This is a genomic window from Myxococcus eversor (assembly GCF_010894455.1).
Lineage (GTDB): Bacteria > Myxococcota > Myxococcia > Myxococcales > Myxococcaceae > Myxococcus > Myxococcus eversor.
Genome location: NZ_JAAIXY010000024.1, coordinates 49254 through 73819 on the forward strand (window position 1 = coordinate 49254; position 24566 = coordinate 73819).

At 67.6% G+C, this 24566-nt stretch carries 28 protein-coding genes; 11 read left to right on the plus strand and 17 right to left on the minus strand.

Annotated elements, in window-relative coordinates:
* Positions 1 to 68: 68 nt before the first annotated feature.
* Positions 69 to 2444 carry a S8 family peptidase gene (locus G4D83_RS36875; protein ID WP_163869600.1) on the minus strand — a complete coding sequence of 792 codons (2376 nt, stop codon included), beginning with the start codon at positions 2442 to 2444 and terminating at the stop codon, positions 69 to 71.
* The gene (locus tag G4D83_RS36880) at positions 2428 to 3633 is read right to left on the minus strand and encodes an AAA family ATPase (RefSeq protein WP_205522810.1); all 1206 of its coding nucleotides are present in this window, start codon (positions 3631 to 3633) and stop codon (positions 2428 to 2430) included. The genes G4D83_RS36875 and G4D83_RS36880 overlap by 17 nt, the downstream gene beginning before the upstream one ends.
* A 208-nt stretch (positions 3634 to 3841) precedes the next feature.
* Here G4D83_RS36880 and G4D83_RS36885 point away from each other — a divergent pair, with 208 nt between their 5' ends.
* The 7 genes from G4D83_RS36885 to G4D83_RS36915 all read left to right on the plus strand — a co-directional run bounded on the left by G4D83_RS36885 (position 3842) and on the right by G4D83_RS36915 (position 12257).
* Positions 3842 to 4573, plus strand: a complete 732-nt coding sequence (locus tag G4D83_RS36885) for a C40 family peptidase (RefSeq protein WP_163869601.1) — start codon at positions 3842 to 3844, stop codon at positions 4571 to 4573.
* The gene (locus tag G4D83_RS45695) at positions 4567 to 5643 is read left to right on the plus strand and encodes a tail assembly protein (protein ID WP_205522811.1); all 1077 of its coding nucleotides are present in this window, start codon (positions 4567 to 4569) and stop codon (positions 5641 to 5643) included. Before G4D83_RS36885 ends, G4D83_RS45695 begins: the two co-directional genes overlap by 7 nt.
* Entirely contained in the window at positions 5627 to 8146 is a 2520-nt protein-coding gene (locus tag G4D83_RS36895; protein ID WP_163869602.1) for a TipJ family phage tail tip protein, read from the plus strand. Before G4D83_RS45695 ends, G4D83_RS36895 begins: the two co-directional genes overlap by 17 nt.
* Before the next feature lie 11 nt (positions 8147 to 8157).
* On the plus strand, positions 8158 to 10260 hold the full coding sequence (locus G4D83_RS36900; RefSeq protein WP_163869603.1) for a Hint domain-containing protein: 2103 nt from the start codon (positions 8158 to 8160) through the stop codon (positions 10258 to 10260).
* Positions 10261 to 10290: 30 nt separating this feature from the next.
* A complete protein-coding gene (locus G4D83_RS36905) occupies positions 10291 to 10824 on the plus strand; it encodes a hypothetical protein (RefSeq protein ID WP_163869604.1) in 534 nt (177 codons plus the stop codon).
* 117 nt (positions 10825 to 10941) lie between these two features.
* Complete coding sequence (locus G4D83_RS36910) at positions 10942 to 11676, plus strand: AHH domain-containing protein (RefSeq protein WP_163869605.1); 735 nt, start codon at positions 10942 to 10944, stop codon at positions 11674 to 11676.
* A 2-nt stretch (positions 11677 to 11678) separates the two neighbouring features.
* Positions 11679 to 12257 carry an imm11 family protein gene (locus G4D83_RS36915; protein ID WP_163869606.1) on the plus strand — a complete coding sequence of 193 codons (579 nt, stop codon included), beginning with the start codon at positions 11679 to 11681 and terminating at the stop codon, positions 12255 to 12257.
* A 13-nt stretch (positions 12258 to 12270) separates the two neighbouring features.
* Here G4D83_RS36915 and G4D83_RS36920 read toward each other — a convergent pair whose 3' ends face one another.
* Complete coding sequence (locus G4D83_RS36920; protein WP_163869607.1) at positions 12271 to 12519, minus strand: hypothetical protein; 249 nt, start codon at positions 12517 to 12519, stop codon at positions 12271 to 12273.
* Positions 12520 to 12591: 72 nt separating this feature from the next.
* Between G4D83_RS36920 and G4D83_RS36925 the strand changes: the two genes are divergently transcribed.
* The 4 genes from G4D83_RS36925 to G4D83_RS36940 all read left to right on the plus strand — a co-directional run bounded on the left by G4D83_RS36925 (position 12592) and on the right by G4D83_RS36940 (position 14566).
* Positions 12592 to 13182, plus strand: coding sequence for a hypothetical protein (locus G4D83_RS36925; RefSeq protein WP_163869608.1), 591 nt, complete (start codon positions 12592 to 12594; stop codon positions 13180 to 13182).
* Between the two features lie 28 nt (positions 13183 to 13210).
* A complete protein-coding gene (locus G4D83_RS36930; RefSeq protein WP_163869609.1) occupies positions 13211 to 13663 on the plus strand; it encodes an NlpC/P60 family protein in 453 nt (150 codons plus the stop codon).
* 70 nt (positions 13664 to 13733) lie between these two features.
* Complete coding sequence (locus G4D83_RS36935; protein WP_163869610.1) at positions 13734 to 14354, plus strand: hypothetical protein; 621 nt, start codon at positions 13734 to 13736, stop codon at positions 14352 to 14354.
* Positions 14355 to 14392: 38 nt separating this feature from the next.
* A complete protein-coding gene (locus tag G4D83_RS36940; RefSeq protein ID WP_240357039.1) occupies positions 14393 to 14566 on the plus strand; it encodes a hypothetical protein in 174 nt (57 codons plus the stop codon).
* 701 nt (positions 14567 to 15267) lie between these two features.
* On the opposite strand, the gene G4D83_RS36945 is transcribed toward G4D83_RS36940, so the two are convergent.
* The 14 genes from G4D83_RS36945 to G4D83_RS37010 form a co-directional block, all read right to left on the minus strand.
* A complete protein-coding gene (locus G4D83_RS36945) occupies positions 15268 to 16152 on the minus strand; it encodes a hypothetical protein (RefSeq protein WP_163869612.1) in 885 nt (294 codons plus the stop codon).
* Positions 16153 to 16212: 60 nt separating this feature from the next.
* On the minus strand, positions 16213 to 16800 hold the full coding sequence (locus G4D83_RS36950; RefSeq protein WP_163869613.1) for a hypothetical protein: 588 nt from the start codon (positions 16798 to 16800) through the stop codon (positions 16213 to 16215).
* Positions 16801 to 16806: 6 nt separating this feature from the next.
* Entirely contained in the window at positions 16807 to 17247 is a 441-nt protein-coding gene (locus G4D83_RS36955; protein WP_163869614.1) for a hypothetical protein, read from the minus strand.
* Between the two features lie 169 nt (positions 17248 to 17416).
* A complete protein-coding gene (locus G4D83_RS36960; protein ID WP_163869615.1) occupies positions 17417 to 17716 on the minus strand; it encodes a hypothetical protein in 300 nt (99 codons plus the stop codon).
* Between the two features lie 156 nt (positions 17717 to 17872).
* Positions 17873 to 18061 carry a hypothetical protein gene (locus G4D83_RS36965; RefSeq protein WP_163869616.1) on the minus strand — a complete coding sequence of 63 codons (189 nt, stop codon included), beginning with the start codon at positions 18059 to 18061 and terminating at the stop codon, positions 17873 to 17875.
* Between the two features lie 725 nt (positions 18062 to 18786).
* Positions 18787 to 19074, minus strand: a complete 288-nt coding sequence (locus G4D83_RS36970) for a hypothetical protein (protein ID WP_163869617.1) — start codon at positions 19072 to 19074, stop codon at positions 18787 to 18789.
* A gap of 89 nt (positions 19075 to 19163) precedes the next feature.
* Positions 19164 to 19850: a hypothetical protein gene (locus G4D83_RS36975; protein ID WP_163869618.1), complete on the minus strand. Its 687-nt coding sequence runs from the start codon at positions 19848 to 19850 to the stop codon at positions 19164 to 19166.
* A gap of 94 nt (positions 19851 to 19944) precedes the next feature.
* Positions 19945 to 20271 carry a hypothetical protein gene (locus G4D83_RS36980; RefSeq protein WP_163869619.1) on the minus strand — a complete coding sequence of 109 codons (327 nt, stop codon included), beginning with the start codon at positions 20269 to 20271 and terminating at the stop codon, positions 19945 to 19947.
* A gap of 107 nt (positions 20272 to 20378) precedes the next feature.
* Entirely contained in the window at positions 20379 to 20732 is a 354-nt protein-coding gene (locus G4D83_RS36985; RefSeq protein WP_163869620.1) for a helix-turn-helix domain-containing protein, read from the minus strand.
* Positions 20729 to 21820 (minus strand): hypothetical protein, encoded by a 1092-nt coding sequence (locus G4D83_RS36990; RefSeq protein WP_205522812.1) that lies wholly within the window; start codon positions 21818 to 21820, stop codon positions 20729 to 20731. Before G4D83_RS36990 ends, G4D83_RS36985 begins: the two co-directional genes overlap by 4 nt.
* A 127-nt stretch (positions 21821 to 21947) precedes the next feature.
* Positions 21948 to 22160, minus strand: coding sequence for a hypothetical protein (locus G4D83_RS36995; protein ID WP_163869621.1), 213 nt, complete (start codon positions 22158 to 22160; stop codon positions 21948 to 21950).
* Positions 22157 to 22633, minus strand: coding sequence for a hypothetical protein (locus G4D83_RS37000; protein ID WP_163869622.1), 477 nt, complete (start codon positions 22631 to 22633; stop codon positions 22157 to 22159). Before G4D83_RS37000 ends, G4D83_RS36995 begins: the two co-directional genes overlap by 4 nt.
* The gene (locus G4D83_RS37005; protein ID WP_163869623.1) at positions 22626 to 24152 is read right to left on the minus strand and encodes a hypothetical protein; all 1527 of its coding nucleotides are present in this window, start codon (positions 24150 to 24152) and stop codon (positions 22626 to 22628) included. The genes G4D83_RS37000 and G4D83_RS37005 overlap by 8 nt, the downstream gene beginning before the upstream one ends.
* On the minus strand, positions 24149 to 24526 hold the full coding sequence (locus G4D83_RS37010) for a hypothetical protein (protein ID WP_163869624.1): 378 nt from the start codon (positions 24524 to 24526) through the stop codon (positions 24149 to 24151). The genes G4D83_RS37005 and G4D83_RS37010 overlap by 4 nt, the downstream gene beginning before the upstream one ends.
* Positions 24527 to 24566: the final 40 nt, after the last annotated feature.

Sequence of the window (24566 nt, forward strand, 5' to 3'; positions counted from 1 at the left end):
CTGGAAGGATGCAGCGTTGCTTTATTGCAGGGAAGTCATGCGGGGCTGGCCTGTTGATGCCGCGCCGACTATGCGCTTGTTATGATACGAACAGGCAGGTGGGTCGCAATTGGGGATAGAATCCGGAACTGCTGTCGGACTAGGTCGTAAAGTGGAACGTTCGCGTCCGCGCGTATGGTTGCCACCATGGTCATATTTAGGGGAGGTACTTTCCTGGTGAGTCCTCCGTCGTCACGGCTTGTATGTATGAGGTCTAGCCGCGGCAGGTAGAGGTCAGAGGCGCTGAAGCGAACGCGACCCCGGAGGATTGTTTCCCATTTGCCTGCTGCTCGGCGGGAGCTCTCATGGCCAGATTTCAGCCGATTTGAATGGGCTTTCGGAGCGTAGCTGATTGTCCATCCATCGAGGACTAGTTGTTCGGTGTCGATCTTGTCGAGCCTCACGTCCATGGATTCGTCTTTTCGTGTTGCAGAGCGAATCAGGTCGTGAGGTCGAAAGATTTCTTCGATACTGCTCAGTGTGTAGTCCGTCGCATCCGACGGGTCGATTTTGGATGTGAATGCTATCGTCCAATCGATTTCGATGGTTGTGAACTCGTCAATGCCGGTGCGTGGTACGGGCAGCCGCATTGCAACGACTTCGTCCCGTGCGAGCGTGTCTTGGTAGATGACGCTCACCTCATGTGGTGCGCATGCGAAGATTTCGTTGTATGAGCTAGGTATGCGGCCGAAGCCTAGTTCGATGGAATTGTGCCCGCGCTGTGCGCGCTCGGAAAAGTGGGCACTGAAGGAACGAATGGCTGAAGGGGTTGTTCGTTTCTTCCCTAGAATTGTGCCAAGTTGAACCGCTCCGCGCATCGCTAGTGGCGACGCAAGGCTTGTCCCTGCGGATTCGACGTAGCGGCCGCGCTGATCAAGTCCACCAAAAGGCAGTTCGTCACATCCGCCAAAGGCAACGCAAATAGGTTGAACACGCTGGCCAGCACGCCCTGGACCAATGGCGCTGTAGCTGGCTCGAACGGCTTTTTTGCCTGCGTGCGTGCTTGTCGCACCAATGGCCAGTCCGTTTACCATGTCGCCAGGGACTTGGACTCTATTGAAGCCGAGCTTGCCGTCTTCGTTGCCATTGTTTCCCGCAGCAAGGAAAAACGTAACGCCCAATTCTTCGGCTAGAGTGTCGAGCTGCGAAGTCCAGTAATGAGGGTCGCCGTCGTCAACAACTTCATCGGGACCGAGACTTAGGTTTACAAACTTGTATTTGCGCTCGCGGACTGTGTTCTTGATGGAGTCGAGGCATTGATACAGGCCGTGGTCGAATTTGGTCGACGGGGCAAGGGGAAGGACGCGAAAATGATCAACATAGGCTACAGGCGTTTGGAGGACTGTGTCGGTAGGCGCAATGTGGCCAAAGAGGAAAGCACTTGTTACCATCGAGCCATGTCTCATATCCTCACTTGTCGGAGCGGCCGTAGTTAGGTCTTCGGCCGTCACGAATGGTTGGAGGTAAGGACTCAGCTGATTAATGCCTCCGTCGAAGATCGCCACTCGCTCATTTGTAAGAGGCCGTGCATCTGCGGCTGGAGGAGTTGGTCTCTTAGAGGAGCTTGCAGTTCGTCGGAACGTCGGCCGATACGGTCGAATCGACGGCATCGGTCGAATGGCTCGCACGAGGTTGAATCGCGCGGCCTCATGTATTGCTTCCGCGTGAAGTGCGATGGGGACAAATATGACGCCGCCTAGTTCTCTACGGAATTCGATGTCAACATCTCCATCGAGGTCCCGTATGTGCTTGACCCAGCGTAGGAATGCCTCTGGTTCCAGGTCTGACCGCTCATTCTTGTTGCGCCCGATCGGATTGAGGACGGTCTCCCACGTGATGACTTCGCCATCTCCAAGAGCCACCTTAGGGGCTTTGACGATGTCGTCTGGAGTGGCCAAGCGGATTTCCGAGAGTTCGCGTAGCTTGCTCCATTCGGGGTCCTTCTCTCCAACGGGCCTGCGCATTGCTGCGTTCGCGAAGCTGAGGACGTGAGCGGGGTCGCCTGCAATTAGGATTGTCTTGGTTGGAGCGTCGTCTTTTTGTTTCTTCTTTGTTTTGAGGACGCCCGTTGCTTGGCGAGTTCCGACCGGATAGAGGCTATGTGCCTCAAGCAATGCAGTTGGAAAATATGAGGGCGCCAAGTAGTTTGGAAGCAGGGTTGCTTCGAAGACAATATGGCGCGCTCTTAATGCTTGTGGCATTTTCGTTACTGCTTTTGCTAGTGACCCTGCCTGTGGTGCCAGCAGTGCATGAGCTTCGGCTAAAGTGTGTGGATGGAACTTGGGGCGACCGCCCTGCGCGATCGTGACAACCTCCCTTAGATGTTCCCCTCCACCCAATAGTGGGCGCCGAACTTCTGGGCCGCCGCGACCACCACTTCCCTTTCCATCATTGCTTTTTTCCATTCGACTGTGCCCCCGCTTTTCTCTTTGGCCTGAGGTCTTGCCCGCTGGTTGAGTTGGTGGTTGCCCAGTGCCGTATGTATTTTCCTACAGTGACGTGGGATACGTCTAGATGCTGCGCGATCTCGCGCTGCGTCATGCCGAGCATGGCGTTGGCCAAGCCAGCATAGGAAATGCGTTGTGCCTCCGACCCGCGCTTCAAATAGTTCAGCGCGCGTGCTGTGAGAATCGGTGTCAGGTGTGGGTCATTTCCGACTACGAAATCTCGAATGGCTTCAGAGGTTAGTCTTCCTATGTCGGAGCCTGACATTCCGGTGGTCGCAATTGCAAGTGTGGTGACGTCTCCGTCAGCTAGCGACTGGTTGTGAGTTGCTAGCGTCCGTATGAGAATTGCGTGGCGAAGAGCGAGGTCTGGGAGGGGCAAGCTGAGAGTCCGTTCGAAACGTCGCCACACTGCTCGGTCGAGAAGTTCAGGATGGTTTGTCGCGGCAACGAGTAGCCCCGTTGGAGGCCACCGGTCGATTTCCTGCAGCAGGACGTTGACGATCCTCTTTAGCTCGCCAACATCGCTGTCATCGTCTCGGCGCTTGGCGAGGGCGTCGAACTCGTCGAGAAAGAGGACTGACCTGTTTCGCTGGCCGAAGTTCAGGGCTTGCCGCAAGTTCTGCCCAGTTTTCCCTAACAGGGAAGAGACTAGGGCCGCCAAGTCTACGGTGAAAAGTGGCCATCCGATCTGGGCAGCAAGGTATCTCGCCGTCATCGTCTTTCCGACCCCGGGGGCGCCCGTGAGTAGAAGTGTTCGAGTTGGCTCTAGCCCGGCGGCTTGGAGGACTTGTGGGCGCTTTCTCTCGGCTACCACCTGCTGGACCACTCGCTCGACGTCGTTCGGAAGGAACGGTGACGGAGCCTCATCTGCTTCGTCGACATGGACTAGGGGGAAGAAGGAGGAGTCATCGACGGGGGGCGATTCCCGACTGATGTGATGTGTGCGGCCATCATTTGAGCGTCGAAGACTCCTGGACGGCTCCGACTCGCTCAGCAGAGGGACTAGAAGTTCACGGAGCCTGACCTCATCTGGGGACTGTTTGTCGGAAGCCTTGGTGAGCCGGGAGGCGAGGCGGCGGATGGATGCTTGGTCGCCTAGGAGTCCGAGCCGAACGAGGTCGGCGATCATCTGAATGAAGTCCGTCATTGGTAACCCTTGGTAAGTCCTATTACCAATGTTCACATCGTGAGCATGAAGACGCAATGACGGCGGTGGTAACCGTCGGTCTTCCTACTTACCAGGGATGATGGTTCTCCTGCCGCTCTAAGCGGGCACTCTAGTGGCGCGCGGACACGGTCTACCGGGTGCTCGACTATTGGAGTGGCTAGGTGCGCATCGATTCCGGAGCGTGTGAATGTCCCCCGTAGTCACGCCCGAGTTCTCCTCGGCCGCTGTCGCCTCCGCTGTTGCGCATGCCCGCGCGGATTTTCCTCGCGAGTCCTGCGGGTTGGTGGTGCGCGTCGCGGGAGAGCTGGTCTATCGGCCCTGCCGGAACCTCGCTGCGGGCCAAGCCCACTTCCACCTTGCGCCAGAGGACTTCGCGAGCGCCGAATCAGCAGGCGAGGTGGTGGCGGTGGTGCACTCCCACCCTAACGCCTCCCCGGAGCCGAGCGAGGCGGACCGCGTGATGTGCGAGCGCTGGGGCCTACCCTGGCTCATCATCAACGTGCCGGTGGGGCACTGGCAGGTGCTGTACCCCTCGGGCTACCGCGCGCCGTTGCTGGGCCGGGAGTTCTCCCACGGCGTCCTGGACTGCTTCTCCCTCATCCGCGACTACTACCGCGAGACGCTGGGCCTGGAGCTGCCCGACTTTGAGCGCCCCGACGACTGGTGGGCTAAGGGCGGGAACCTCTACCTGGAGGGCTACGAGAAGGCGGGCTTCGTCGACGTGACGGGCTCGCCGCTGCGCGAGCACGACGTCCTCCTCATGCAGCTCCGGGCGAAGGTGCCCAACCACGCGGGCGTCTACTTGGGCGCGGACGTCGTCCTCCACCACCTCCAGGCTTCGCTCTCCAAGAGGGAGACGTACAGCGGCTTCTGGGCACGGGTGACTCGGAAGGTTGTGCGGCATCGCACCCTATGCTGACGACGGTGGTGCTCGGCGGGCCCCTGGGAGCTCGCTTCGGGCGGGAGTGGAAGCTGGAGCTGGGAGTGCCCTCGCCCGCGGAGGCGGTGCGGGCCCTCTGCGCGGTGTGCGCGGGCTTCAGCCGCTACCTCGCGGAGAACAGCGCGCCCGGCTACCACGTCCTCGTCGGCGAGCGCGATGTCGGCGCCAAGGAGCTGGGCGTCGTCACGGGCGAGAAGCGCATCACCATTCTCCCGGCCCTGGCGGGCGCGAAGCAGGCGGGTGTCCTCCAGGTGGTGCTGGGCGCGGTGCTCATCGCCGGCGGCGCGGTTCTCTCCGTCTACGACTACGGCGCGGTGGGCGGACAGCTCATCGCCCTGGGCAGCAGCCTCGTGGTGGGCGGCGCCGCGCAGCTCCTCTTCAAGCCGCCCTCGGCCACGGGCCCGCTGGAGAAGCCCGACACCCAGCCCAACTACGTCTTCAACGGGCCGGTGAACACGCTGGCCCAGGGCCACCCGGTGGCCCTCTGCTACGGCGAAATGGTGGTGGGGAGTTGCGTGGTGTCCGCTGGCATCTCCACCGAGTGGAGCGCGGGCGGCGGCTTCGGCGGCTCCGGGAGTGGCCAGCACGGCCCGGGTGGGCAGGGGCCCGTGGGCGGAGGGTGCCCGGCGCCGTGGGTGCCCATTCTCCTCTCGGACGGCCGCGAGGTGCACGCGGGTGACGTGCGCGTGGGCGCGTGGGTGCGCACCCAGGACGAGGTGACGCTGGAGTGGGGCGACTACCCCGTCTCCCACGTCTCCACCCTGGAGGCGGAGTGCTGGCGCCTGGTGCTGGAGGACGGCCGGGAGCTGGTGGGCACCTACAACCACCGGGTGCGCACGGAGGCCGACTGGGTGGAGCTGCGCCACCTGGACGCGGGCATGCGCCTCGTCGGCGAGCGACCCGGCGTGGTGGCCCGCGCGGAGGCGGCCGGGCGCGGCCCCGTGGTGCGCATCACCGTGGCGGGCGCGCACACGTACCAGACGGTGGGCTTCCTCTCGCACAACACCAAGAACGAGGACCCGGAGCGGCCCCATGACGAAGCACCTTGAGCGGGGGGCGCTGCGAGGCGCGGGCGGGGGAAGCGGAGGGAAGGGCGGAGGCGACGCCCAGCGCTCGCCTGTGGAGTCCCCGGACACGCTGAAGTCCGCCGCGCACGCGCGCGTGCTGGACGTGTTGTGCGAGGGGGAAATCGAAGGACTCGTCGGTGGGCTGAAGGGCGTCTTCCTGGACGGCGTCCCGGTTCACACCATCAACGACGCGCCCAACTTCCGCGACGTCACCGTGTACGACGTCCCGGGCACCCAGGGGCAGGAGTACATCCCTGGCTTCACCGCGGCGGAGGCGGAGTTCAACGTCAACGCGGAGGTGAAGAAGAACCTGCCGGCCGTCCGCACCATCTTCGATGCGGAGGTGGACGCGGTGCGCGTCACGCTGCAGGTGCCGCAGTTGACGTTCCAGCACCCCGAGACGGGGGACTTGCAGCCGTCCACCCTCAACGTCGCCATCGACGTGCAGAGCAACGGCGGTGGTTGGGTGGAGCAGGACCTGCAGGGCGCGGGCGTCATCCGAGGGAAGTGCACCAGCCCCTACGAGAGGACGTACCGCGTGGAGCTCACCGGCAGCCCGCCGTGGGACATCCGCGTGCGGCGCCTCACGCCGGACTCCGACACCGTCGCCCTCCAGAACCGTACGTTCTGGAAGTCCTACGCGACGTTGATTGACGAGAAGCTGAGCTTCCCGAACACCGCCATCGTGGCCCTCGAGGTGTCGGCCCGGCAGTTCGGCAGCGTGCCCACGCGCAGCTACCGGATTCGCGGGCTGAAGGTGAAGGTGCCCAGCAACTACAACCCAGCGACGCGCGAGTACTCGGGTACGTGGGACGGCACCTTCCAGGTGGCGTGGACGGACAACCCGGCGTGGTGCCTGTACGACTTGTTGACGACGAAGCGGTACGGCCTGGGGCGCTATCTGGACGAGGCCCAGGTGGACAAGTGGGGCCTGTACACGGTGGCCCGCTACTGCGACGAGCTGGTGCCGGACGGCAAGGGCGGCATGGAGCCGCGCTTCACCTGCAACCTCTACCTCCAGACGCAGGCGGAGGCGTACCAGGTGGTGGGCAACCTCGCCTCCATCTTCAGAGGACTCGTCTACTGGGCCAGCGGCGCGGTGTACGTGGCCCAGGACGCGCCCCGGGACGCGGAGTACCTCTTCACGCCCTCCAACGTGGTGGACGGCCTCTTCACCTACTCGGGCACCTCGCGGCGCGCGCGGCACACCGTGGCGTTGGTGACGTGGAATGACCCCGGCAACCAGTACAAGGCTGCGGTGGAGCACGTGCCGGACGAGGAGGGGATGCTCGACTACGGCTACAACCCCACGGACGTGGTGGCGCTGGGGTGCACCTCGCGCAGCCAGGCGCAGCGGGTGGGCCGGTGGCTGCTGCACACCGAGCGGCTGGAGACGGAGACGGTGGTGTTCCGCACGGGCATGGAAGGCGCCCTGCGCAACCCCGGCGCCGTCGTGAAGGTGGTGGACCCGACGCGCGCGGGACGGCGCTGGGGCGGGCGGGTGGTGGAGGCCACCGCGTCGCACGTGGAGCTGGACGCGGACGTCACCCTCGAGGCTGGGAACACGTACACCCTCTCCGTGGTGCTGCCCGACGGCACGGTGGAGGAGCGGCCGGTGGCGACCCTGCCGGCGGCGCCCTACCGCGCCCTCACGCTGGCCGCGCCGTTCTCCGCCGCGCCCGTGGCCCAAGCCGTCTGGGTGCTGGCGGCGAATGACTTGGTGCCCACCCTCTGGCGCGTGCTGGCCGTCGCCGAGGTGGAGCCGCACGTCTTCGAGGTGACGGCGCTGGCGCACCACCCGGGCAAGTACGCCGCAGTGGAGCAGGGGGTGAAGCTCCAGCCGCTGCCCACCTCCGTGCTGCCCTCGTCATCCCCACCCGAGGGGCTGGTGGTGGGGGAGGGGCTCTACAAGACGACAAACGGCGGGGTGCGGGTGCAGCTCAACGCGCGGTGGACGCAGCGGCCCGGCGCCGTCGCGTACGTCGTGCGCTGGCGCCTGTCCGAGGGCAACTGGAGTGCCGAGGACCGCCTCCAGACGCACTTCTGGGAGCTGGCGGACGTGGCGCCGGGGCCGTACCGGGTGCAGGTGGCGGCCGAGCTGGGAGGCTTCACCACCGCGTTCAGCGAGGCGGCGTACACCGTACTGGGCAAGGCGGCGCCCCCGTCGGACGTGGCGGGCTTCCAGTGCACGCTCAACGGCAACACCGTCACGCTTCGGTGGGCGGAAATCCCGGACCTCGACAGGGACATGTACGAGCTGCGGTATGGGGGCTCGAGCTGGGAGACGGCCTCCCTCATCGCCAAGGTGCGCGCCACCTCCTTCGAGTGGGCCCTGCCGGCGCTCGGCGTCAACCAGGTGGTGCGCCTCAAGGCCATCGACACCACCGGGAACTACTCCACCAACGCAGTCAGCCTCACGGTGGTGGCGGCGCCCACGGTGCCGTCCTCCATCACCATGACGGTGTCCTCGACGCCGCCGGCCTAGCGGGACTCACCATGCGCTCACGCGAGCAGGAAATGCAGGGCGGCATTGTCGAGGACGGAGAGCCGGGCCAGCCGCGCCCGCGCGTCATCAAACCGAAGTACCTCGACATCCGCTGGACGCATGAGGAGACGCTTCCCGCCCACCTCCTGGAAGGCTTCCAGGTGGCAGTCTTCACGGGGAACGACCCGAACAACGCTGACGCCTACCTCGTTGAGCCCAAGCGCGTAGGGCCTGCGGAGCGCCGCGTGGTGGTGACGCTGCGGGTGACGTCCACCACGAGCGCGAAGTGCGCGGTGCAGGCTCTCTACGCCAACGGCAACCAGGGAAGCTGGAGGGTGCTGGGCGGCACCGTGGTGGCGGACCCGGATACCCTCACGGTGGCGACGCAGACGCTGTCCAACGTGCCCGACGGCAGCGTCGACACCGGCCTCCTGAGCCCGGGGGCGGTGACGTCCAGCAAGGTGGCGCCGGCCGCCATCGCCACGCAGCACCTGCTGCTGCCGCCCTCGGACAACCTGGTGCCCAACGGCTACGGCGAGGCGGGCACCGCTGCGCTGGGGAACTCTCCGGAGGGGGACTTCCTCGTGGAGGAGCCGGCCAACGCGAAGGAGGGCCGGTGGTGCCGCAGGGTGCCTCTCAACGCGGCCGGGTACCGCACCGCTGTCTGGACGAAGCGGATTTCCTGCGCGGCGGGCGACGAGTTCTCCGCGGAGGCGTGGTTGAAGTCGTCCGCGCCGCTGTCGGGCAACCAGGGGGGAGGGCTGTACTTCTTCTGGTTGGACGCCTCGGGCAACTACGCGGGTGCCAACACCCTCACGGTGGTGTCGGGACTCACCACCGCGTACCAGCGGTACAAGGTGAAGGGGGCGTGCCCGGCCGGGTGCACTGGCCTCCTGCTCGTCTGGGAGCTCAACGCGGCCGCCGCGGATATCGGCAAGGCGGTGTACCTGGACGCCATCAGCTTGCGGAAGTCGGTGACGTTCGACTTGCTGAGCGCCAACACGTTGCAGACGTCCAACTACGCGGAGGACGGCAGCGGAGTGCCCGTCGCGGGCGCGAAGCTGGACAACGTGGGCGTGGCGCTGAAGGTGGCCAGCCAGAATCTCCAGGTGGGCCGCTACCCGCTCGAGGCGCTCTTCTACAAGGGGCTGGTGACGTTGGACGGGCCGGGGCCCGGCAACCGCTGCTTCTATCGTGGCAACAACCAGGGCGCGGTGCGCGGCGGCGCGCCCAACATCGACCGCGTGCGGGTGGAGTGCGCGGACAACATCACCACCGCGTCCCTCTCCTGGGCGACGTGGCAGATCTTCCTCCAGCCCCAGGCGCTGGACGACAACTTCGACGCCATGAGGTACGCGCGCGTGGAGCTGTGGGTGCGGCCGACTGCTGGAAGTGCATTCCGTCACCAGGTGCTGCACGTCGCGCTGACGGACAGGGTGTACCGGGACGCCACCGAGTCCTCGGCGAACAATGAGGGCCGCGCGAGCTGGAGCTACATGTTCTCGGGCTCGGCATCCGCACTCAGCACCTCGGCGACGTCCGTCTGGTACCTGCTGGTGTCCGTCGTCAACGCGTACGGGGCGAGCGCCTCGAAGTGGTTCGTGCCGGCCGCCGGCCGCAACGCGGCCTTCGCCTCCCAGTACAACTCGCCGGTGGGTGGCGGCGTCGACGGCGGCGGCGGTGGCGGTGGCAGCGACGGGGGCGGGTACTGCCCCGCGCCGTGGGAGCCCATCCTCATGGAGGACGGGAGCGAGCTGCCGGCGGAGCTGGTGCGGCCCGGCATGCGCGTCCTCACCCAGCACGAGACGTCCCTGAAGCTGGACGCCTACCAGGTGGCCGCCGTGCAGCGCGCCCGCGCGCATTGGCACCGGCTGACGCTGGAGGACGGGCGCTCTGTCGTGGCCTCCAGCCTCCACCCCCTCTTCGTCGACGGCGCCGGCTGGACGGCGCTCTCGGCGCTGCGCGCGGGGGACACGCTGCTCGGCTCCCGGCCTGGCCGAGTGGTGGGCGTCGAAGCGGTGGGAGAGGGCGACGTCGTGCGCCTCACCGTCCACGGGGCCCGCACCTACAACGTGCAGGGCCTGCTGTCACACAACGCGAAGCCCCGCGAGTAGCCGGCCAGGCGCGCCGGACAGGAGCAGCTCATGTCCCTGACGTCCTCAGAGGTGTACCAGCGCAATGCCGTCGAGTCCCGCAAGCGCGACGTGTCGTGCGCGCTGGCCCGCGTGCGCGGAGAGCTCGACGCCGCGGGCGCCTCCGCCCGGCACTTCGCCACCGTCGGCCAGGGGCTCCAGGTGCGCCGCGCGGAGCTGGAGGGCGAGATGCAGGCACTGGCGGCCAGCGGCGTCGCCGGGCTCACCGACGATTGGGGCAAGTACAGCGCGCTCGAGCTGGCGGCCCAGGAGGAGCGCTACCCCGCCAAGGCCCTCGCCTACGACTGGCTGGTGGCGCACCCGACGGCCACCTTCCTGGAGACGGCGGGCGAACTGGAGCGCCTCATGCTGGAGGCGCGCACCGCGGCGGGCCGGCCCTGGCTGCTGTGGCGCGCGGACGGGCTGCTGCGCGAGTGGCAGGCCAACGCGGTTGCCCGGGGGCACGTCGCCGGCAACACGTGGGAAGCGTTTCGGGACTACCTCCTCGTCATCGGGAAGGATGCTGCCCTCGGGGGCATGTTGTGAGAGGCGCTGCCGGGTTGGAGCGCTGAGTCCCGGACAGCCCTACCTGAGGGGGCTTGTCTGGATTCGGCGTTCTTTCAGGGCGTTCTAATTTATCCTGGCTGAGGGTGTGATGGGGCAATGCCTCTCGGCACGTGGGAACGGACGCTTCCGGTCAGAACCTCGAAGGGGTGGCCCGAGCCCGCGAAGTGGCAGCCGTGCGCGTTCTGCGGAAAGCCAGCGCATGCTCTGGCGGAGGCGCCCGGGTCGAACGACGGCAACTCCGGGACGCTGAGTAGGAACATCCTCAATGGAGCGGAGCCTGAATCGCACCCGTGGTTCACGGGCTCCTACTCGATTGCGGCGCACCACCTCATCTGCTCGGAGTCGATGAGCGGTGATGAGGACTGGGCCTGCATCTGCTGGTACTTCGGGTACGACATCAATGGACCGAAGAACGGCGTGTTCCTGCCGTCGGTGCCCTCGGTGGCGTGCGAGCTCCACGTCCCAGTTCACCGCGGCCCGCACTTCGGTGGCTGGGCCTACGACATGGACCTCTCGTATCCCGAGGCGGTGATGGAACTACTGGAGGGCTATGCCGAGTCGGCGCGTCGCGGGCGCTACTGTGGCAATCCTTCCGGGCTGGGCAGCGACCTTGATGGGCTCAGCGGCACCATCCTGCGCAAGGTGGCGACCGGACGGTGGACCATCACCACCGACGGCCTCGACTACCAGGCTGGGGGGAACGGCTGCTCTGGGGTGACGAGCCTCCAGGGGAAGCCGCCGCTGCCCTGTCCACGTGGGCGGCGCCACGGCTCGCGACACGGGACGACAAGGAAGCCTCTCGCTCGCCGTACGCTTCAGGTGGGGGCCTAGTCGTGCAGCGCGAGTACTTCGTTCTGAAGCGAGCGCGCTCCCAAGAGCACCCGCTGCTTGCGTGGGCGCAGTCTGCGGCAGCGTTCCGCAAGGGCGGCAAGGTCGCAGAAGACGTGCCTGTGCAGCTCCGCCTTGGTGAGCCCGAGCCGTCCAGACCAATCATGGTCGACCACCACAGTCTGCCGGCCCCCGTCGTTTCGCCGCGACTGAAGACGGTCCTGGAGTCTGCGAAGCTCGAGGGAGTCCAGTTCGTGCCGGCGGACGTTCACGTGCGCGACTCGGTGCTCCGTTATTGGCTGGTCCACATGTGGCGGCGAATCGCCTGTATGGACCCGGAGCGCTCGGTCTACGAGCGGTCGCCGAGCGGCGCCACGCTGATGGGATTGGACCGCCTGGTGCTCGACGAGTCTGTTCTCGGCGACATCCCGGTGGAAGAGCGACTGGCCTTCCGTCTCGACGAAGCGGTTGTCCACCTCTTCCATCGTTCGGTGGTGGAGCAAGTGCTTTCGATGTCGCCTCCACCGGAGGGGCTGCGGTTCATCCCGGTGGAAGAGTGGAACGACTCCTCGGCATTCCGGTGATGCTCCGGCCCCATCACGCCGCCACGGCCTCTACCTCATCTCTGGGGCGGGCCCCCGGATGCAGTTGCTCGACCAACTCCAGCGCCGCCCGCGCGCCCAGGACGGCGATGGCCTCCATCTCCGCCGCGCGGTAACCGTCCCGGGCCCAGGCCAAGAGCGTCTCCGCCTCCGGACTGCCGTCCAGCCCTGAGACGGCATCCAGGTAGCCCGCCTCTGCCTCAACCAGACGCTGCGTGAGCGTCCCCCTCTGCTGCGTGTCCATGCGGGGGCTCGGACAGCATGCGCCGTGCCGGGCGACGGACGCTGTCCGCACGGGCACGGACCATGCCGTCGCATGTCCCCCACGCCCCACCGCTCCCCCCTCCGCGAGGACGTCGTCAGGCTCGACGAGAAGCTGGAGGCCGTCGCCCTCCGCACCACGGAGAAGCTGGAGTCCGTTGGCCTGCGCTCCGACGAGGCGAAGCGCGCTGCTGAGCGGTACGCCGTCGACACGCACCGCCTCATCGAGGGCGTACGCGACGAGCTGCGTGCGCTCGCCGAGCGAGTGGCGACTGCCGAGCAGGTCCGACGCCTTGAGGAGCATGTGCGCCGGGTGGACGAGCGCGTGGACAGCGTCGACAGGCGCGTCACCGAGCAGAAGTCCGTCGTCGAGATGGTGCCCAAGCTCGTCGAGCGCATGGACGAGTTGGAAGAGCGGCTCGGCGCCCAGGACTCGCTGGTGAAGTCCATCCCCGACCTGTCCGCGCGCATGACAGGTGGCGAGCACCGCGCCTCGCGCATAGCGGGCGCCCTCTGGGTGGTGGGCGCTCTCGTCGCGGTGCTGGGGCTGGCGGGGCTGCGCGAGTTGGGGCGCTGGTTCGTCCAGGTCGCTCCGCCTGTCGTCCACGTCGAGGAGCCCGCCATCCCGCCCCGGCGCCGTCAGTGAGTTTCCCCGGTCCACTTTCGGAGTCCCCATGTCCGCCCAGCGCAATGCCTTCCTCGTCGCCGTCCTCTCGCAGATGCATGCGCCCTACCGGTGGAACGGCAAGGGCGAGCGCGACAGCACCACCGGCCAGCGCGTCTTCGACTGTTCGGGGTTGGTCACCTGGGCATTCCGCGAAGCGGGCGGCCCAGACTGGCGCGCCCACGCCAACACCGACGTCCTGTGGGCGCGGTGTGCGGTCGTGCCGGAGGCGGAGCTGCTCCCCGGCGACCTGGTGCTGTACCACCGCAAGGGCGACCCCACCGACGCGGAGCACGTCATGGTTCACGTGGGCGGAGGCGTGGTGGTGGGCGCCTCCGGAGGCGGGAGCACGACGCTCACCCTGGCCGACGCCGCCAAGGCCAGGGCGTACGTGAAGACGTTCTCCAGTCTCGACTACCGCGCTCGTCGCATGGGTATCCGACGCCTGCCGTTCCGGCCGTGAGCGTCATGGCCTGGCGCGTGGCGCTCACTTTCACCCCCGCAGTCCCCTCGCAGTCGCATGGAGTTCCCTCATGAAGAAGCTGTTCATCTTCGCCGCCCTCGCGGCCGTCCTCACCTCGCCCACGGCGCTGGCGGAGGCGGCCACCAGCCCGCCCGAGCCCTCGCTGTCGTCTGTTGTCTCATCCATCCTCGTCAGCGTGGTGCCGGTGCTGGCGACCGCGCTGGCCGCTCTCATTGTCTCGGGGCTCACCGGGCTCACGAGGAAGTTCCAAGCCCAGGCCGGGGAGTCGAAGCTCGCGCTCGTCGCGGCCCGCGTCAGCATGCTGGCCGAGGGCATCGTCCGGGACATCGAAGTCACCATGAAGCCGAAGCTCGAGGCTGCGGCGGCGGACGGTGAGCTGACCCCGGCCGAGTTCCAGCAGCTCAAGGATGAAGCGCTGCAACGGCTGTTGAAGTCCCTGGGCGACCGTGGCCTCGCGGAGCTGCAGCAGGTCCTCCAGCTCTCGGCGGGCAGCGTGGGCTTGTTCCTGAGTGGCCTCATCGAGGCGGCCCTCGACAAGATGAAGGCCGGCCGTGGTGGTTCCACCGTGGACGACGTGATGACGGCCGCGCTGTCGCTCGGTGCCATCGGCAGCTCGGCTGCGCTCGCCCCGGCGGTGGCGGCGGTCCCTCAGACGCCCCGCGGCTCGTAGTCGCCGCGGGGCTCTCCCGTGTTCTCGCTGACGTGCCGGTGAGGACGGGTTACCTGGAGGCGCAGGCCGGTGCTTCCTCCCTCACCGGCGCGTACGCGCGGCTGGAAGCGGGCGCGAGGTTGAGTCCGGACCTGGGCCTCTTCGCGTTCGGGGAAGCGAACCAGCGCGAGCAGATGGCTGGCGCTGGCGTCCGGTGGACGTTCGGCTGGTAGGGCACACGGCCCGCTCCTGAGCACCGGGGCGGGCCGTCGCATGTCACGGTGAGGATGGCGGCGCGCAGAACAGAGGCTCGGAAGGTGGAGGCTGCGCTGGCGCAGGAGTTTCGGTCGAAGCACCCGCACCGCACTTCGGCACGAATAGCGGGAACAGCGTGGCTGCTAGGCTGACCACACTCAAAAGCAGTCCAACGATGGTTCCGACATGGGTCCAGATCTGGCCTCGCTTGTCCCGGCGGGAGGCTAGCTCCTGGTCGATTTGCTTAGCGACCTCGCCAATCGCATCGACCACGCGGCGCCTCGTTTCCACGAGAACCTTGTCATACTCCCAGGGTCTGTATCCCTGGGCCGCGGTGCGGTCACGAGCAACTGATGCCGCCAGTGCGCTCAGATCTGCGTCGGTGATTGACGAAAGGTTTGCGCCCGGCGACGTCCCAAGGTACCGGCGCTTGATGTCCTCGTACCCAAGTTCGCTGTTCCTGTCGCTCATCAACAGGCGACCGTAACACTGACCACACCGATGTCTAGGCACGTCCTCCGCTGGCGGGCAGTGGGTTTTCAGCCGATGCGCTGAACGCCACGGAGCGCATGCCATCAGCCCCTGAGCACCAGTGCGGCCGTTAGAATTTCGGCCTGATTTGTGTACCGCGTTTCGATTTGTGTACCGGCCCGGAGTCTTTGTACACGATGCCGCCCCCCTACGCGGGCCGCACCCAGCGCCAGGCACCGTGCTGGGCGATGTACACCCACTTCACGAGCATTGCCTCCGGGCCGTAGCGCTGGCGGCGCAGGTGGCCACGCACGGACGTCTCCGACGGGATGAGCCCGGTGGCATGGGCAGACGCCGGCACAACTCCGGCCGCCTCCCCGAGCGCGCCGTCCAGGTAGACGTTGGAGACGGCGAGCCCCTTGGGATTGTCGCGCTGGCGCCCCGCCTCCACACGTAGCGGCGAGGCCTCCGCCTCGACGAGCAGCGCGTAAACGATTGCGAAACGAGCGGCTGCACGTGCCCAGTCTTGCCACTCCGCGACGTCTGCGGGCTCGACGAGGGGTGAGTAGTCCTGCCGGGTGCCCTCGGCGAGTTCGCCACCCGTCCAGGAGGGGCGCCACGTAGCGACGCGGGCGCCGCCGTCCAGCGTGAGCCCCACGAGGTACGTCGTCCCCTCCAGCGTGTATCCACCCAGGGCGAGCGTCTCGCCGAACAGCGCTTCGCCAAGCTCGGGCCGACGCACCTCCAGGATCCACGGGGCGCGCAGCAACTGCGGACGCTCCTCGGGCAGGGAGTGCAGGTCCGTCACTGACGCATGCCGTGCTGCCGCCGGCCTCACCAGGTGAGTCCGGACCGGCGCGGGCGCGGCGATGCCCAGGGCAGCCATGTTGCCCACAACGAGGAGGTCCTCGAAGGTCTCACGCCCCCACGCGGTCACGGCAGTGCGCTCCGCCGCCTCACGCAGCGGCACGGTGGAGGCGAGGCCGAGACGCGCATGTGCGGCTCGGGCCTTCTGGACCATTTCGGAGAGGGGGACGTAGTAGTCCAGCACGGGCCTCATTGATTGCTCCAGCCCGTGCAGGACGGGCAGCACGTGGACTGCCTCATGACATTACGTCGGCGAGGATGCTCCCTCGCGAAAGTTTAGCGATTCCTAGAAGCCCAGCACGCGCCGGACGGACGCCTTGGGGATGCGCAGGCGCGTTCTCCGGCCGTCCGCCTCGTCCTTCTCGCGCAGCACCTCGAAGCCGTCTTCCTCGCGCTGGACGAGCCACGCCTGGGCGCCGCGCGGCTGCATGTTGAGGAGGGCGCTCAGCACGGCGGGCGTGCACCCGTCCTTGCGCGCCAGCCAGGCGATGGCACGGAGGTCCCGCCGGAGGCTCGACTCTCGCACCGTGTCGACGCCCTGGAGCCCCGAGCGGACGGTGTCGACGACGTAGCCGCCCTGTTTCGCCGACTCAACGAGCGCGAGCTGCGCCTCGGTGAGGACGGCGTAGAGGTCGATGGTGTGCTCGTCGTCGCCCGACACGTACTCACCGCCCTCCAGGTACTCGCCGACGATGAGGCTCGCGGCGCCAGTGGGCGGGATTTCGGTGCCGTCGTCGGAGATGAGGAGCGGCTTCCCGCGGGCGACGGTGAGCCACCCCTCCCGCCCGATGGAGTCCCACGTCTCCAGGAGACTCCTGCCCGAGGTGTCCTCGGCATCCCACGACGCTCGGACCCTTGTCTCTGAGGTCGTCATGTCGGTTTACTCGCGCCAGCCGTCGACGGACAGCCCAGCGGCTTTGCGAGCATGCGCGATTTCGGACTCGATGCGGCGGGCGCCGGCGAAGTCGCGTCGCTCACGCGCTGCGGTGAAGTCCTCCATGAGCCCGCCCAGTTTGGCGTCGAGCTTTTGGTCCGCGATGAGAGCCGCGTTGACCTCCTCGTGGTGGCGCCGGACAGCGGCTTTGATGGCGGCGGCCTCGACATCAGTGAGGCCGATAATGCGCGCGGGCGGATAGCCAGCGGCGTGCGTGAGTCCGTCCCGGTGAGACGCAGCGGGGAGGGGCCAGCCCACGGTGTTGCCGGCCGCGTGCCGCTTGCCGTCCAGGTAGGCCACCGGGATGACGGTGCCCGCATCCACCTCGACCGCAACGCGGAACGGCGTCCCATCCTTCGCCGTCCGCTCCAGCACCGTCTCAAGCACTCGGTCCACAGCTTCCCCCGGTCGCGTCGCGCGGCAGAAGTGCCGCGTCGATGGGGTTAGATATACGCATGTGACGTGCGCATATCAAGTCCATCAAATAGGTCTGTTGGTGAGGGGTGAGCGTTACCCAGGTCCCGAACACCTGCACTCCCCCCTGGGTGGTATGGCGTCACCAGTCGTTGATGAGTGTCCGGGACAGAGGCACGACTTCAACCTCCGGCATCTCGTCGAAGAGCACGGTGGGCAGGACGCCGATGGCGTCGGACTCATCCAGGTCCAGCCGTGTGAGCTGCCATCCTGTCGGATACAGCCCGAGCACCCAGCATGGCCCGTCGTCCGCCGGCTCCGCCGCCATCCACTCGCGTAGCGCGCCGGGGCCCAGGTCCTCGCCGAGCTGCTCATCCCACGTCGTCCCCGGGCGCGGTGGCAGGGACAGGTACTCCGCCAACTCTTGCGTCAACGTCTCCATGTGCAACCTCCTCTGCTGCCCATGGAGACGGGGGCCGCGCCGATTGTTACTTCGTGCATCGCGGGTGCGCGGATTCGCTGCGGCGGACGCGGGGATGGGGCACCCGCTTTGTCCTGGGCGGTACAGAGGCTCCCCACCACCGGTCGCGCGGCATGGCTATGTGGGTGGTACCCGCTCCTGCGCTGCCGGCATGTAGTACTTCCCCTCGTGGTGGAAGACGCCCTGTGCGTCGTCCTTGGGCTGCTGCAACTGCACCCAGCACCCCCCGCGCAGCTCCACCTGGGGCAACTCCGTGGTGCCGCGACAGGGCGGGTGGGCCTGTCCAGCGAGAGGGCCGTCCGGCATCGGCCGCGCCTTCGGAGCTTCCGCAGCGGCTCGGCACCCGGAGTCCGAGCACGACATGACGGCGATTGCTGCGGCGACGGATAACGCGAGGCGGGGCATGGTGGCGTTCCAAGGCTAGGAGGTTGCTCGTCGATTCTGCTCACCACCTGCATCGCCCCGGCAATACCCCTCGCGGGGGATGGGGTGAGACCTCCAGCCCGAGCTTGCGGTTGCAACGCTCACGCGCCGTCGGGCTCGCGGCCAGGGATACGGGGGCCAGCCGTCCACTGGCCGTCAGGCGGTAGAGGCGGGGCTGCAGGTCGCGCACGTCCATGGCGTGGGCGAGGCATGCGAGGACGTCGGGGAGAGGGTGGCGACCGATGTCACCGACGTCGGGCTGGAGAGGCGCACCGCATTCTGGGCAGCGGGGTTGTGTGGGCATGCCATGAAGACTCCCTGCACGCCATTTGTTACCTCACGCCCTCGCGCCAGCGCTCCTCTGGCGGCCACCGCGTCCGCGCGGCCGGGGATGCCGGTACGAGTCGCCCTCCGCGCCCGGGCCGGTAGAGACGCTCCCCGCCGTCGGTCGGTCGATGGCTGCGTTTGTTCAGGCAGGTGAGCAGGTCGGGACCCTGGAGTGCGGCCAACTCGAAGGGCTGCAGGACCGCTCCACACCCAGGGCACCGGTACGTCGTCTTGGAGTGCATGCCCTGAGGGATGCCAACGCCGGGCGAATCCCTCGCGGCCTATTCGCTCGCGGGTGTAAAGCGGGGCGGGGTGGCCTCGTCTTCATTGGCACGGATGAGGTAGCCCGTCAGCAGCAGCGAGGATATCTCCTCGAGGAGTGCCTTGCGGACGTCCGTCGGAAGCGTCGGTGCCAGCTCCGCGACGAGGCTGCGTGTGTAGCCCTCCAGCACCCTGGGCAGGGCAACGCCCGCCAGGCGCTCCACGATGGCGTCGGCGTCCTCTTCGGACATGGACTGAAACTGGGCCAGGAACTCGTCGGCGTGGTGCACGCGCTCGGCGTCGGTCATGGGCGGGATGCTACACGGGGAGTCCCGTCACGGCAGCACTCCCGCCTTGCGCGGTGCCTCGTAGTCGGGCTCGTAGCGAAGGTCTCGCCTCAGGTGGTGGCGGCTCCCAAGGACATCATCGTTTCGCCGTCGCCAAAGCGGAAGGACTCCCAGCCCTCACGCTCGATGCGTAGCGAATTGTCCAGCGCAGAAAGGTGCTCGTCGAAGTCACGCAGCGCGGACGTCTTCGACTCCACGCCAGGAAATGCCCCCGTCACGCTAGAATATGTGACGACGGTCTCGCCAGCGGCTGCGGAAGCGCGAAGCATCGCTGCAAGCTCTGCCCAGCCCATGTTGGCACGGAGGACGCCTGATTCGCGGCCCCCGTCAATAATGCCCGCTACCCACGCGCACTCGGGTGCCGGGATGTTCGCATGGATTTCGCACTGGCCATGCAGCCGTGCCATGAGCCGCACCACGTCACTGCCAAGCACCAACGCGGTATTGAGGATGACCGTGGAGATGTCGAGCGGGGCCCCTGTGACGGGGTGTTGAAACTTCGTGAACAAGCCGCTGGCCAGCGCCACCCGCGCGCGCTCCTCGTAGGACATCCCTATTGGGTGGGTGCGAAGAGGATGCCCGACCGGGAAAAGCCTTCGCGTCCAATTTGGCGTGTCTAACTGGTCCCTCGTCTGGCCCGCGAGCGCGATGTCGGAAACGACGGACGCCATGTGGTGGCGCTCGCGGCCCAGTACATCCGACTCGGCTGACTTCGTGACGAAGGCGATTGTGCTCATGGCTCTCCAGTCTATGACGGACTTCAGGTGCCGCCATGGGTTTGGTGTCTCGTTGTTGGTGTTGAGGGATTGGCTACACGAGGTGCGCTACGTCTCAGCTTTCGTGGAGGCTCGGGAATAGCGGTCCGGCACTCACCTCAGGTGTCGCAGCGACGGTGCGAAGCGCGAGCGTCAGCAGGCCGAGCACTTCCAGCCTGGAGAGTCCACCCACGTCGCTCCACGCGGTGAGTCCGAGTCCGCCGGCCCGGGGCACCGCCATGTTCCGCCGTGCCGTGTCGCAGGCGTCCTTCCACGAGCGGAACTCCAGGAGCTGGCTCGGGGGCGGGCTCGCAGAGAATGGCTTCAGCAACTGCTCGCGGGAGGCGTCATAGCGGACGCCGTCCAGGAGCTTGTCGAGCTGCACGAGTGCCTTCTCGGACATGCGCTCCTTCCTCGCGACGAACCGACGTGCCGTCTGGAGATCCGGGTCCCCGGAAGCGACTCGGATACGGAGCTGCTCGAGCGCCTTGGTGAGGGTGTGCCGCAGCATCATCGGCGCGCCCTCCACCCTGGGGTGCCCAGGCTCCCGTACCCGTGCCGCTCGCACGCCCACGTGAAGAGCTGCTGGAGCGCGGCGTAGAGGTCGGCAGGCGAGGGGAACCGTCGCTTGCCCCGCTCCAGCTCGCCGAGCACCGTCTCCTCGACACCCCAGCCGGTGGCTACGTCGCGCAGGGACAGCCCCACCTCGACGCGGAACGCACGGAACACCTTGCCGTGCGTCTCGCGCTCGATGCGTGCCTGTGTGGCGCGGAGCTCGTCGATGGGCCCTGTGCCCGCCGGTGGCATGGGCGGGCACGTCTCCAGGAGCAGCCGGTACCGCCAGCCTCCAAGCGTCTGGCTCATGGGTGGGTCGCCTCCGCGTGGACATAAGCAGGCGTGCCCGGGGACGCGTACCAGCAGCCCCCCTGCCCATCCCCGCGCAGGATGACGGGCACCTGGTGGACGAGCAGAGTGGCGGCGCCGGCCGGGCACGTCACCCGGTAGAGCAGCGTCCGACCCGCCTCGTCCTGACCGGCCGCGCCAAGCAACGCCGTCATGTCGTGCCACGCGCCGTCCCCGAGTAGTGCGCGGATACGGGCAGCGCCCTCCTCGAGGCTACTGGGCCCGTCCGGCGGAGGCAGTGCTGGCGGGGGGGGCGCGGGTGTTGGGGCTGGGTTCTCCCTCGCGATGGCGTGCACCAGCCGGGGTGGTGGCTCGCCGAACAGGCCGAGCTGCTCGACGGCGCCCATGGGGGCCACGGGGCTGTTGTCGGCGGGGAGTTCCTGGCGAGGCGGTGGCGCTGCCGGGGTGGTGGGGAGAGGCACCGGGGCTGCCGGCGGTACCACCGGCTCTGGTGAGATGGCGGGCAGGGCGGCCGGCACGGCGTACGCCTCTGGGTGCCAGACGCCGTCCCGGGCCAGCCGTACCCGCTCGCGCAGCTCCGGTAGCAACTCGCGGTCAACGCGTGAGAGGCGCGGCGCGGGCGCGGCCACTAGCGGCTCGAACACCATCACCTCTTCGAGCCACCACGCGACGGTGCCGCGGCAGGGTGCGCCCCGGTGCCACCACCACGGGTCGGACGCGCAGCGAGAATCGTTGCCGACGGTGGAGACCTCCGCCAGACGCGCCATGGCCACGTACGCGCCAGCGGGCAGGACGTCGCCGGCGGGTGCCTCCAGGTCATGGGCCTTGCGCAGCCACGCCACGGCCCCGGCGTCGTAGTCGCGGGTGGCGTAGATGGCGAGCCAGCTCCCCAGCACCTCCGGAGGAGGGTGCAGGGGATGACGGCGCTCGGGCACGCCCTGGCGCGCAGGCTCCACGTCGTGGACGAAGACGCTCCACATCCCGTGGTGCGTGAGTGCCCACGTCCAGGGGCGTGCGAGGGGGAGGTGGAACACCTCGGTGCCGGCGTGCGTGTAGCGGTAGGGTCCGGCCATTGGGATGACATTCACGGTCGGAAGTCCTCCGGACGGACCGGGCAGGGTGCTTCGACGGAGGGCTTGGGCGCGAGCCAGCGTTGGACCGCCACTGCCAGGACGCAGGCAGCGGCACCCGCCAGGGCTGCCAGGAGAAGGCGCCTCATCGGATGGCCCCGGGTGGACGCTCGCCTTCACGCAGCCGGAGGGCCCAGCCGTCGCCATACCGCTCGCACTCGCGCGTGCCCCCCGACATGAAGAGCTTGGGGGCTTCCTTCCTGGCCCTCCACAGGGCGTTGCTGGGCTTGGCGCTCATGCTGCCGAGGACGTCGCCCGTGGAGGACAGGACGGTGACCTCGATGGGCTTGGCGATCATCGCGACGCTCCCGCCGGCCCAGGAGGAAGCAGGGGAGGCATGGCCCCCGTTCGATACGCCTCGGCCACCGCGGGCAACGCGAGCTGCCCCACCGTCTGCCCGGTGGGCGTGACGATATGGGCCAGGAAGGCCTCCTCGAAGGTCTCCACCTGGCTTTCCACGGACACGAACTTGGCCTTGATGGTGAGGAGCAAGCACCGCCACTTCTCTCGGCAGGCCTGCTCCCACGCTCGGGTGACCTCGTCGTTCTTCCGAGTCTTCCATGGGCGGCGCGGGTCCTTGAGGAAGGACTCCCGGGCGGGCAGGGGCATGCGGAAGCACACCCTCCGGCCCTTCACCTCGAAGACGACAACGGCGAGGCCTGGCTCTTCACCCACGATTCTCCGCAGGGCGCCATGGGCTCCGAGCAGCGTATCGATTTCCATCTTCGACCTGGTGACGGGAACCTTCGTGCCGGCGGCGTGACTACCCACGGGGCTCTCCCCCCAGCGCCTGGCTCAACTCGGCGATGGCGTCGCCCACCCGGTCGGTGTGTCCGTCGCGCAGGTGCCCGAGGGCCCGGCGCACCGCGTCCACCAGGCTGGGGTAGGCGCGCAGCTCCGACTCGGGCGTGGCCGGCGCTGCTCCGTCGTCCGGCACGATGGCGTTGAGGATGGCCGTCTGGCGCGGGCTGAGATCAAACCCGAGGTCGCCGAACGCGTGCAGGACACGCTCACGCATCCGCGTGGCAGCCCGGTGCCGCTCAGCCACGCGGCAGTGGTAGGCGCGCGGGTCGTCGACGTCGAGCACTCGGTTCCCGCACCCGCAGCCGCACCACAGCTCCGCGCGCTTCAGCGTCGCTCTGGCCTGCGTCAGCTGAGCCTGAATGCTGTAGGCCGCGCCGCGCCACATCTCCGTGTTGCTCATGTCGCTGGGATGGAGGGTGCTCTGCGCTGGCAGGTCGCCCTCGGCAGCGGCCTTGAGGACGGCGGTCTCCCCCACCGCCTCCACCAGCGCGGGCGGGGTGGGGGCGGGCGCCCGCGACTCGCACCGCGAGCAGCGCTTCTCGCTGGCAAGTGGCGGCTGCCAAACCTCATTATCCCACACAAGCAGTCCGCACAGCGCCTGACGTCCCACGATGGCATGGACCTTCCCCGTGCGGGTGTTCGTCAGCCACTCCACCCCCTGCGCCGGGGCGGGCGCGGGCTGGGACTTGAGAGCGCGTATGGCCGAGACGACGTTGGCGAACACGTCGCGGACGCGGTCGCTCTCGTCGCCGTGGTCGAACTCGCTCTGCGCCATCTTCGCGGCCTCCTCCAGCGCAGTGGTGCGCGCGGTCGCGAGCAGCCCCTCCAACTCCTTCACGCGCGCCTCGGCGGTGTCGCGAGCCCGGACAAGGGACTCCATCGCGTCCCGAAGTCCGTCGTCAACGGAGACGCCGGCCGTCGTCATGTCGCACTCAATCGAGAGGCGCTCCTCATCCTGCGCTCGCACCTCGCGCTCCAGCGTGGCGACGCGCTCGGCGAGCCGGTCCCTCTCTTCCGCCGCGAGCCGCATGGCGCCGCGCGCGTCGTCGCGCTCATGCTCGGCAGTGTTGAGCCGCGCCGCGAAGTGGTTGCGCTCGGCGGCGCGGGCCTCATTGAACTTCGCGGATTCCTCCGCGCGCAGTGCTCGCTCCGCTTGCTGGGCACGAGCGGAGTCCATCTCGTCCACCTCCTGCCGGGCGGCGTCGCGCTCAGACTCGACATCTACGATGCGCTGCTCGGCGACCTCCGCCTCCGTGATGATGCCGCTCAGTCGCGTCGCGGCCTCCTCGGCCTTCGGCTCGTAGTCGAGCCCACGGGCCAGGGTGTGGAGCATCTCCTCGCGCCACGCCTCCAGCCCCGGCACCTTGGCGGCCTCGGCCGTCAGCGCCTCGATGTGGCCAGCCACGAGCGTCTCGGCATCCGCGCTCAGCGGCTCCATTGCCTCGTTCAGCTCATCTTGCGTCAGCAACCGCGCTTCACACGTCATGACGTCACCTTGGGTGTTCCGGAAGGAGAAGGACTGGCCAGCAACTCAAGCCGGGCCTGGAGGGCTGCGAGGTCGGCGGCAGCCACGCCGGGGGCGTGCGGGTCGAACGCGCGCGCGCCATCGACAAGAATCGACTCGTCCAGCTCATGCAGGATGAAACTGCGCAGCACTTCACGCAGGGCGCACAGCAGCGTCTGGCGGTCCATGCCCTGGTACGCCAGGCGCTTCGTGAAGCGGGCGCGCCGCACATCTCCGGACTCCCGCTCGGCGAAGGCGGCGCTGACGCGGACGTAGGCGAATGCGCCGTCGTCGTGCTGCACCTCCACCTGGAAGTCCAAGGCGGATAACGGCGGGCCAAACTTGAATGACTCCACGGCCCTGCGCATCTCGTGCTGCGTCACGTTGCACCTCGGA

Coding starts and splice junctions, on each gene's coding strand:
- G4D83_RS36960 (WP_163869615.1), bottom strand. CDS start 17,716: ATGGAGACGTTGACGCAAGAGTTGGCGGAGTACCTGTCCCTGCCACCG.
- G4D83_RS36905 (WP_163869604.1), top strand. CDS start 10,291: ATGTCCCTGACGTCCTCAGAGGTGTACCAGCGCAATGCCGTCGAGTCC.
- G4D83_RS36985 (WP_163869620.1), bottom strand. CDS start 20,732: ATGAGCCAGACGCTTGGAGGCTGGCGGTACCGGCTGCTCCTGGAGACG.
- G4D83_RS36875 (WP_163869600.1), bottom strand. CDS start 2,444: ATGGAAAAAAGCAATGATGGAAAGGGAAGTGGTGGTCGCGGCGGCCCA.
- G4D83_RS36930 (WP_163869609.1), top strand. CDS start 13,211: ATGTCCGCCCAGCGCAATGCCTTCCTCGTCGCCGTCCTCTCGCAGATG.
- G4D83_RS36950 (WP_163869613.1), bottom strand. CDS start 16,800: ATGACGACCTCAGAGACAAGGGTCCGAGCGTCGTGGGATGCCGAGGAC.
- G4D83_RS37005 (WP_163869623.1), bottom strand. CDS start 24,152: ATGACGTGTGAAGCGCGGTTGCTGACGCAAGATGAGCTGAACGAGGCA.
- G4D83_RS36965 (WP_163869616.1), bottom strand. CDS start 18,061: ATGCCGGACGGCCCTCTCGCTGGACAGGCCCACCCGCCCTGTCGCGGC.
- G4D83_RS36995 (WP_163869621.1), bottom strand. CDS start 22,160: ATGATCGCCAAGCCCATCGAGGTCACCGTCCTGTCCTCCACGGGCGAC.
- G4D83_RS45695 (WP_205522811.1), top strand. CDS start 4,567: ATGCTGACGACGGTGGTGCTCGGCGGGCCCCTGGGAGCTCGCTTCGGG.
- G4D83_RS36895 (WP_163869602.1), top strand. CDS start 5,627: ATGACGAAGCACCTTGAGCGGGGGGCGCTGCGAGGCGCGGGCGGGGGA.
- G4D83_RS36910 (WP_163869605.1), top strand. CDS start 10,942: ATGCCTCTCGGCACGTGGGAACGGACGCTTCCGGTCAGAACCTCGAAG.
- G4D83_RS36880 (WP_205522810.1), bottom strand. CDS start 3,633: ATGACGGACTTCATTCAGATGATCGCCGACCTCGTTCGGCTCGGACTC.
- G4D83_RS36925 (WP_163869608.1), top strand. CDS start 12,592: ATGTCCCCCACGCCCCACCGCTCCCCCCTCCGCGAGGACGTCGTCAGG.
- G4D83_RS36920 (WP_163869607.1), bottom strand. CDS start 12,519: ATGGACACGCAGCAGAGGGGGACGCTCACGCAGCGTCTGGTTGAGGCA.
- G4D83_RS36935 (WP_163869610.1), top strand. CDS start 13,734: ATGAAGAAGCTGTTCATCTTCGCCGCCCTCGCGGCCGTCCTCACCTCG.
- G4D83_RS36975 (WP_163869618.1), bottom strand. CDS start 19,850: ATGAGCACAATCGCCTTCGTCACGAAGTCAGCCGAGTCGGATGTACTG.
- G4D83_RS36970 (WP_163869617.1), bottom strand. CDS start 19,074: ATGACCGACGCCGAGCGCGTGCACCACGCCGACGAGTTCCTGGCCCAG.
- G4D83_RS36980 (WP_163869619.1), bottom strand. CDS start 20,271: ATGTCCGAGAAGGCACTCGTGCAGCTCGACAAGCTCCTGGACGGCGTC.
- G4D83_RS36885 (WP_163869601.1), top strand. CDS start 3,842: ATGTCCCCCGTAGTCACGCCCGAGTTCTCCTCGGCCGCTGTCGCCTCC.
- G4D83_RS36900 (WP_163869603.1), top strand. CDS start 8,158: ATGCGCTCACGCGAGCAGGAAATGCAGGGCGGCATTGTCGAGGACGGA.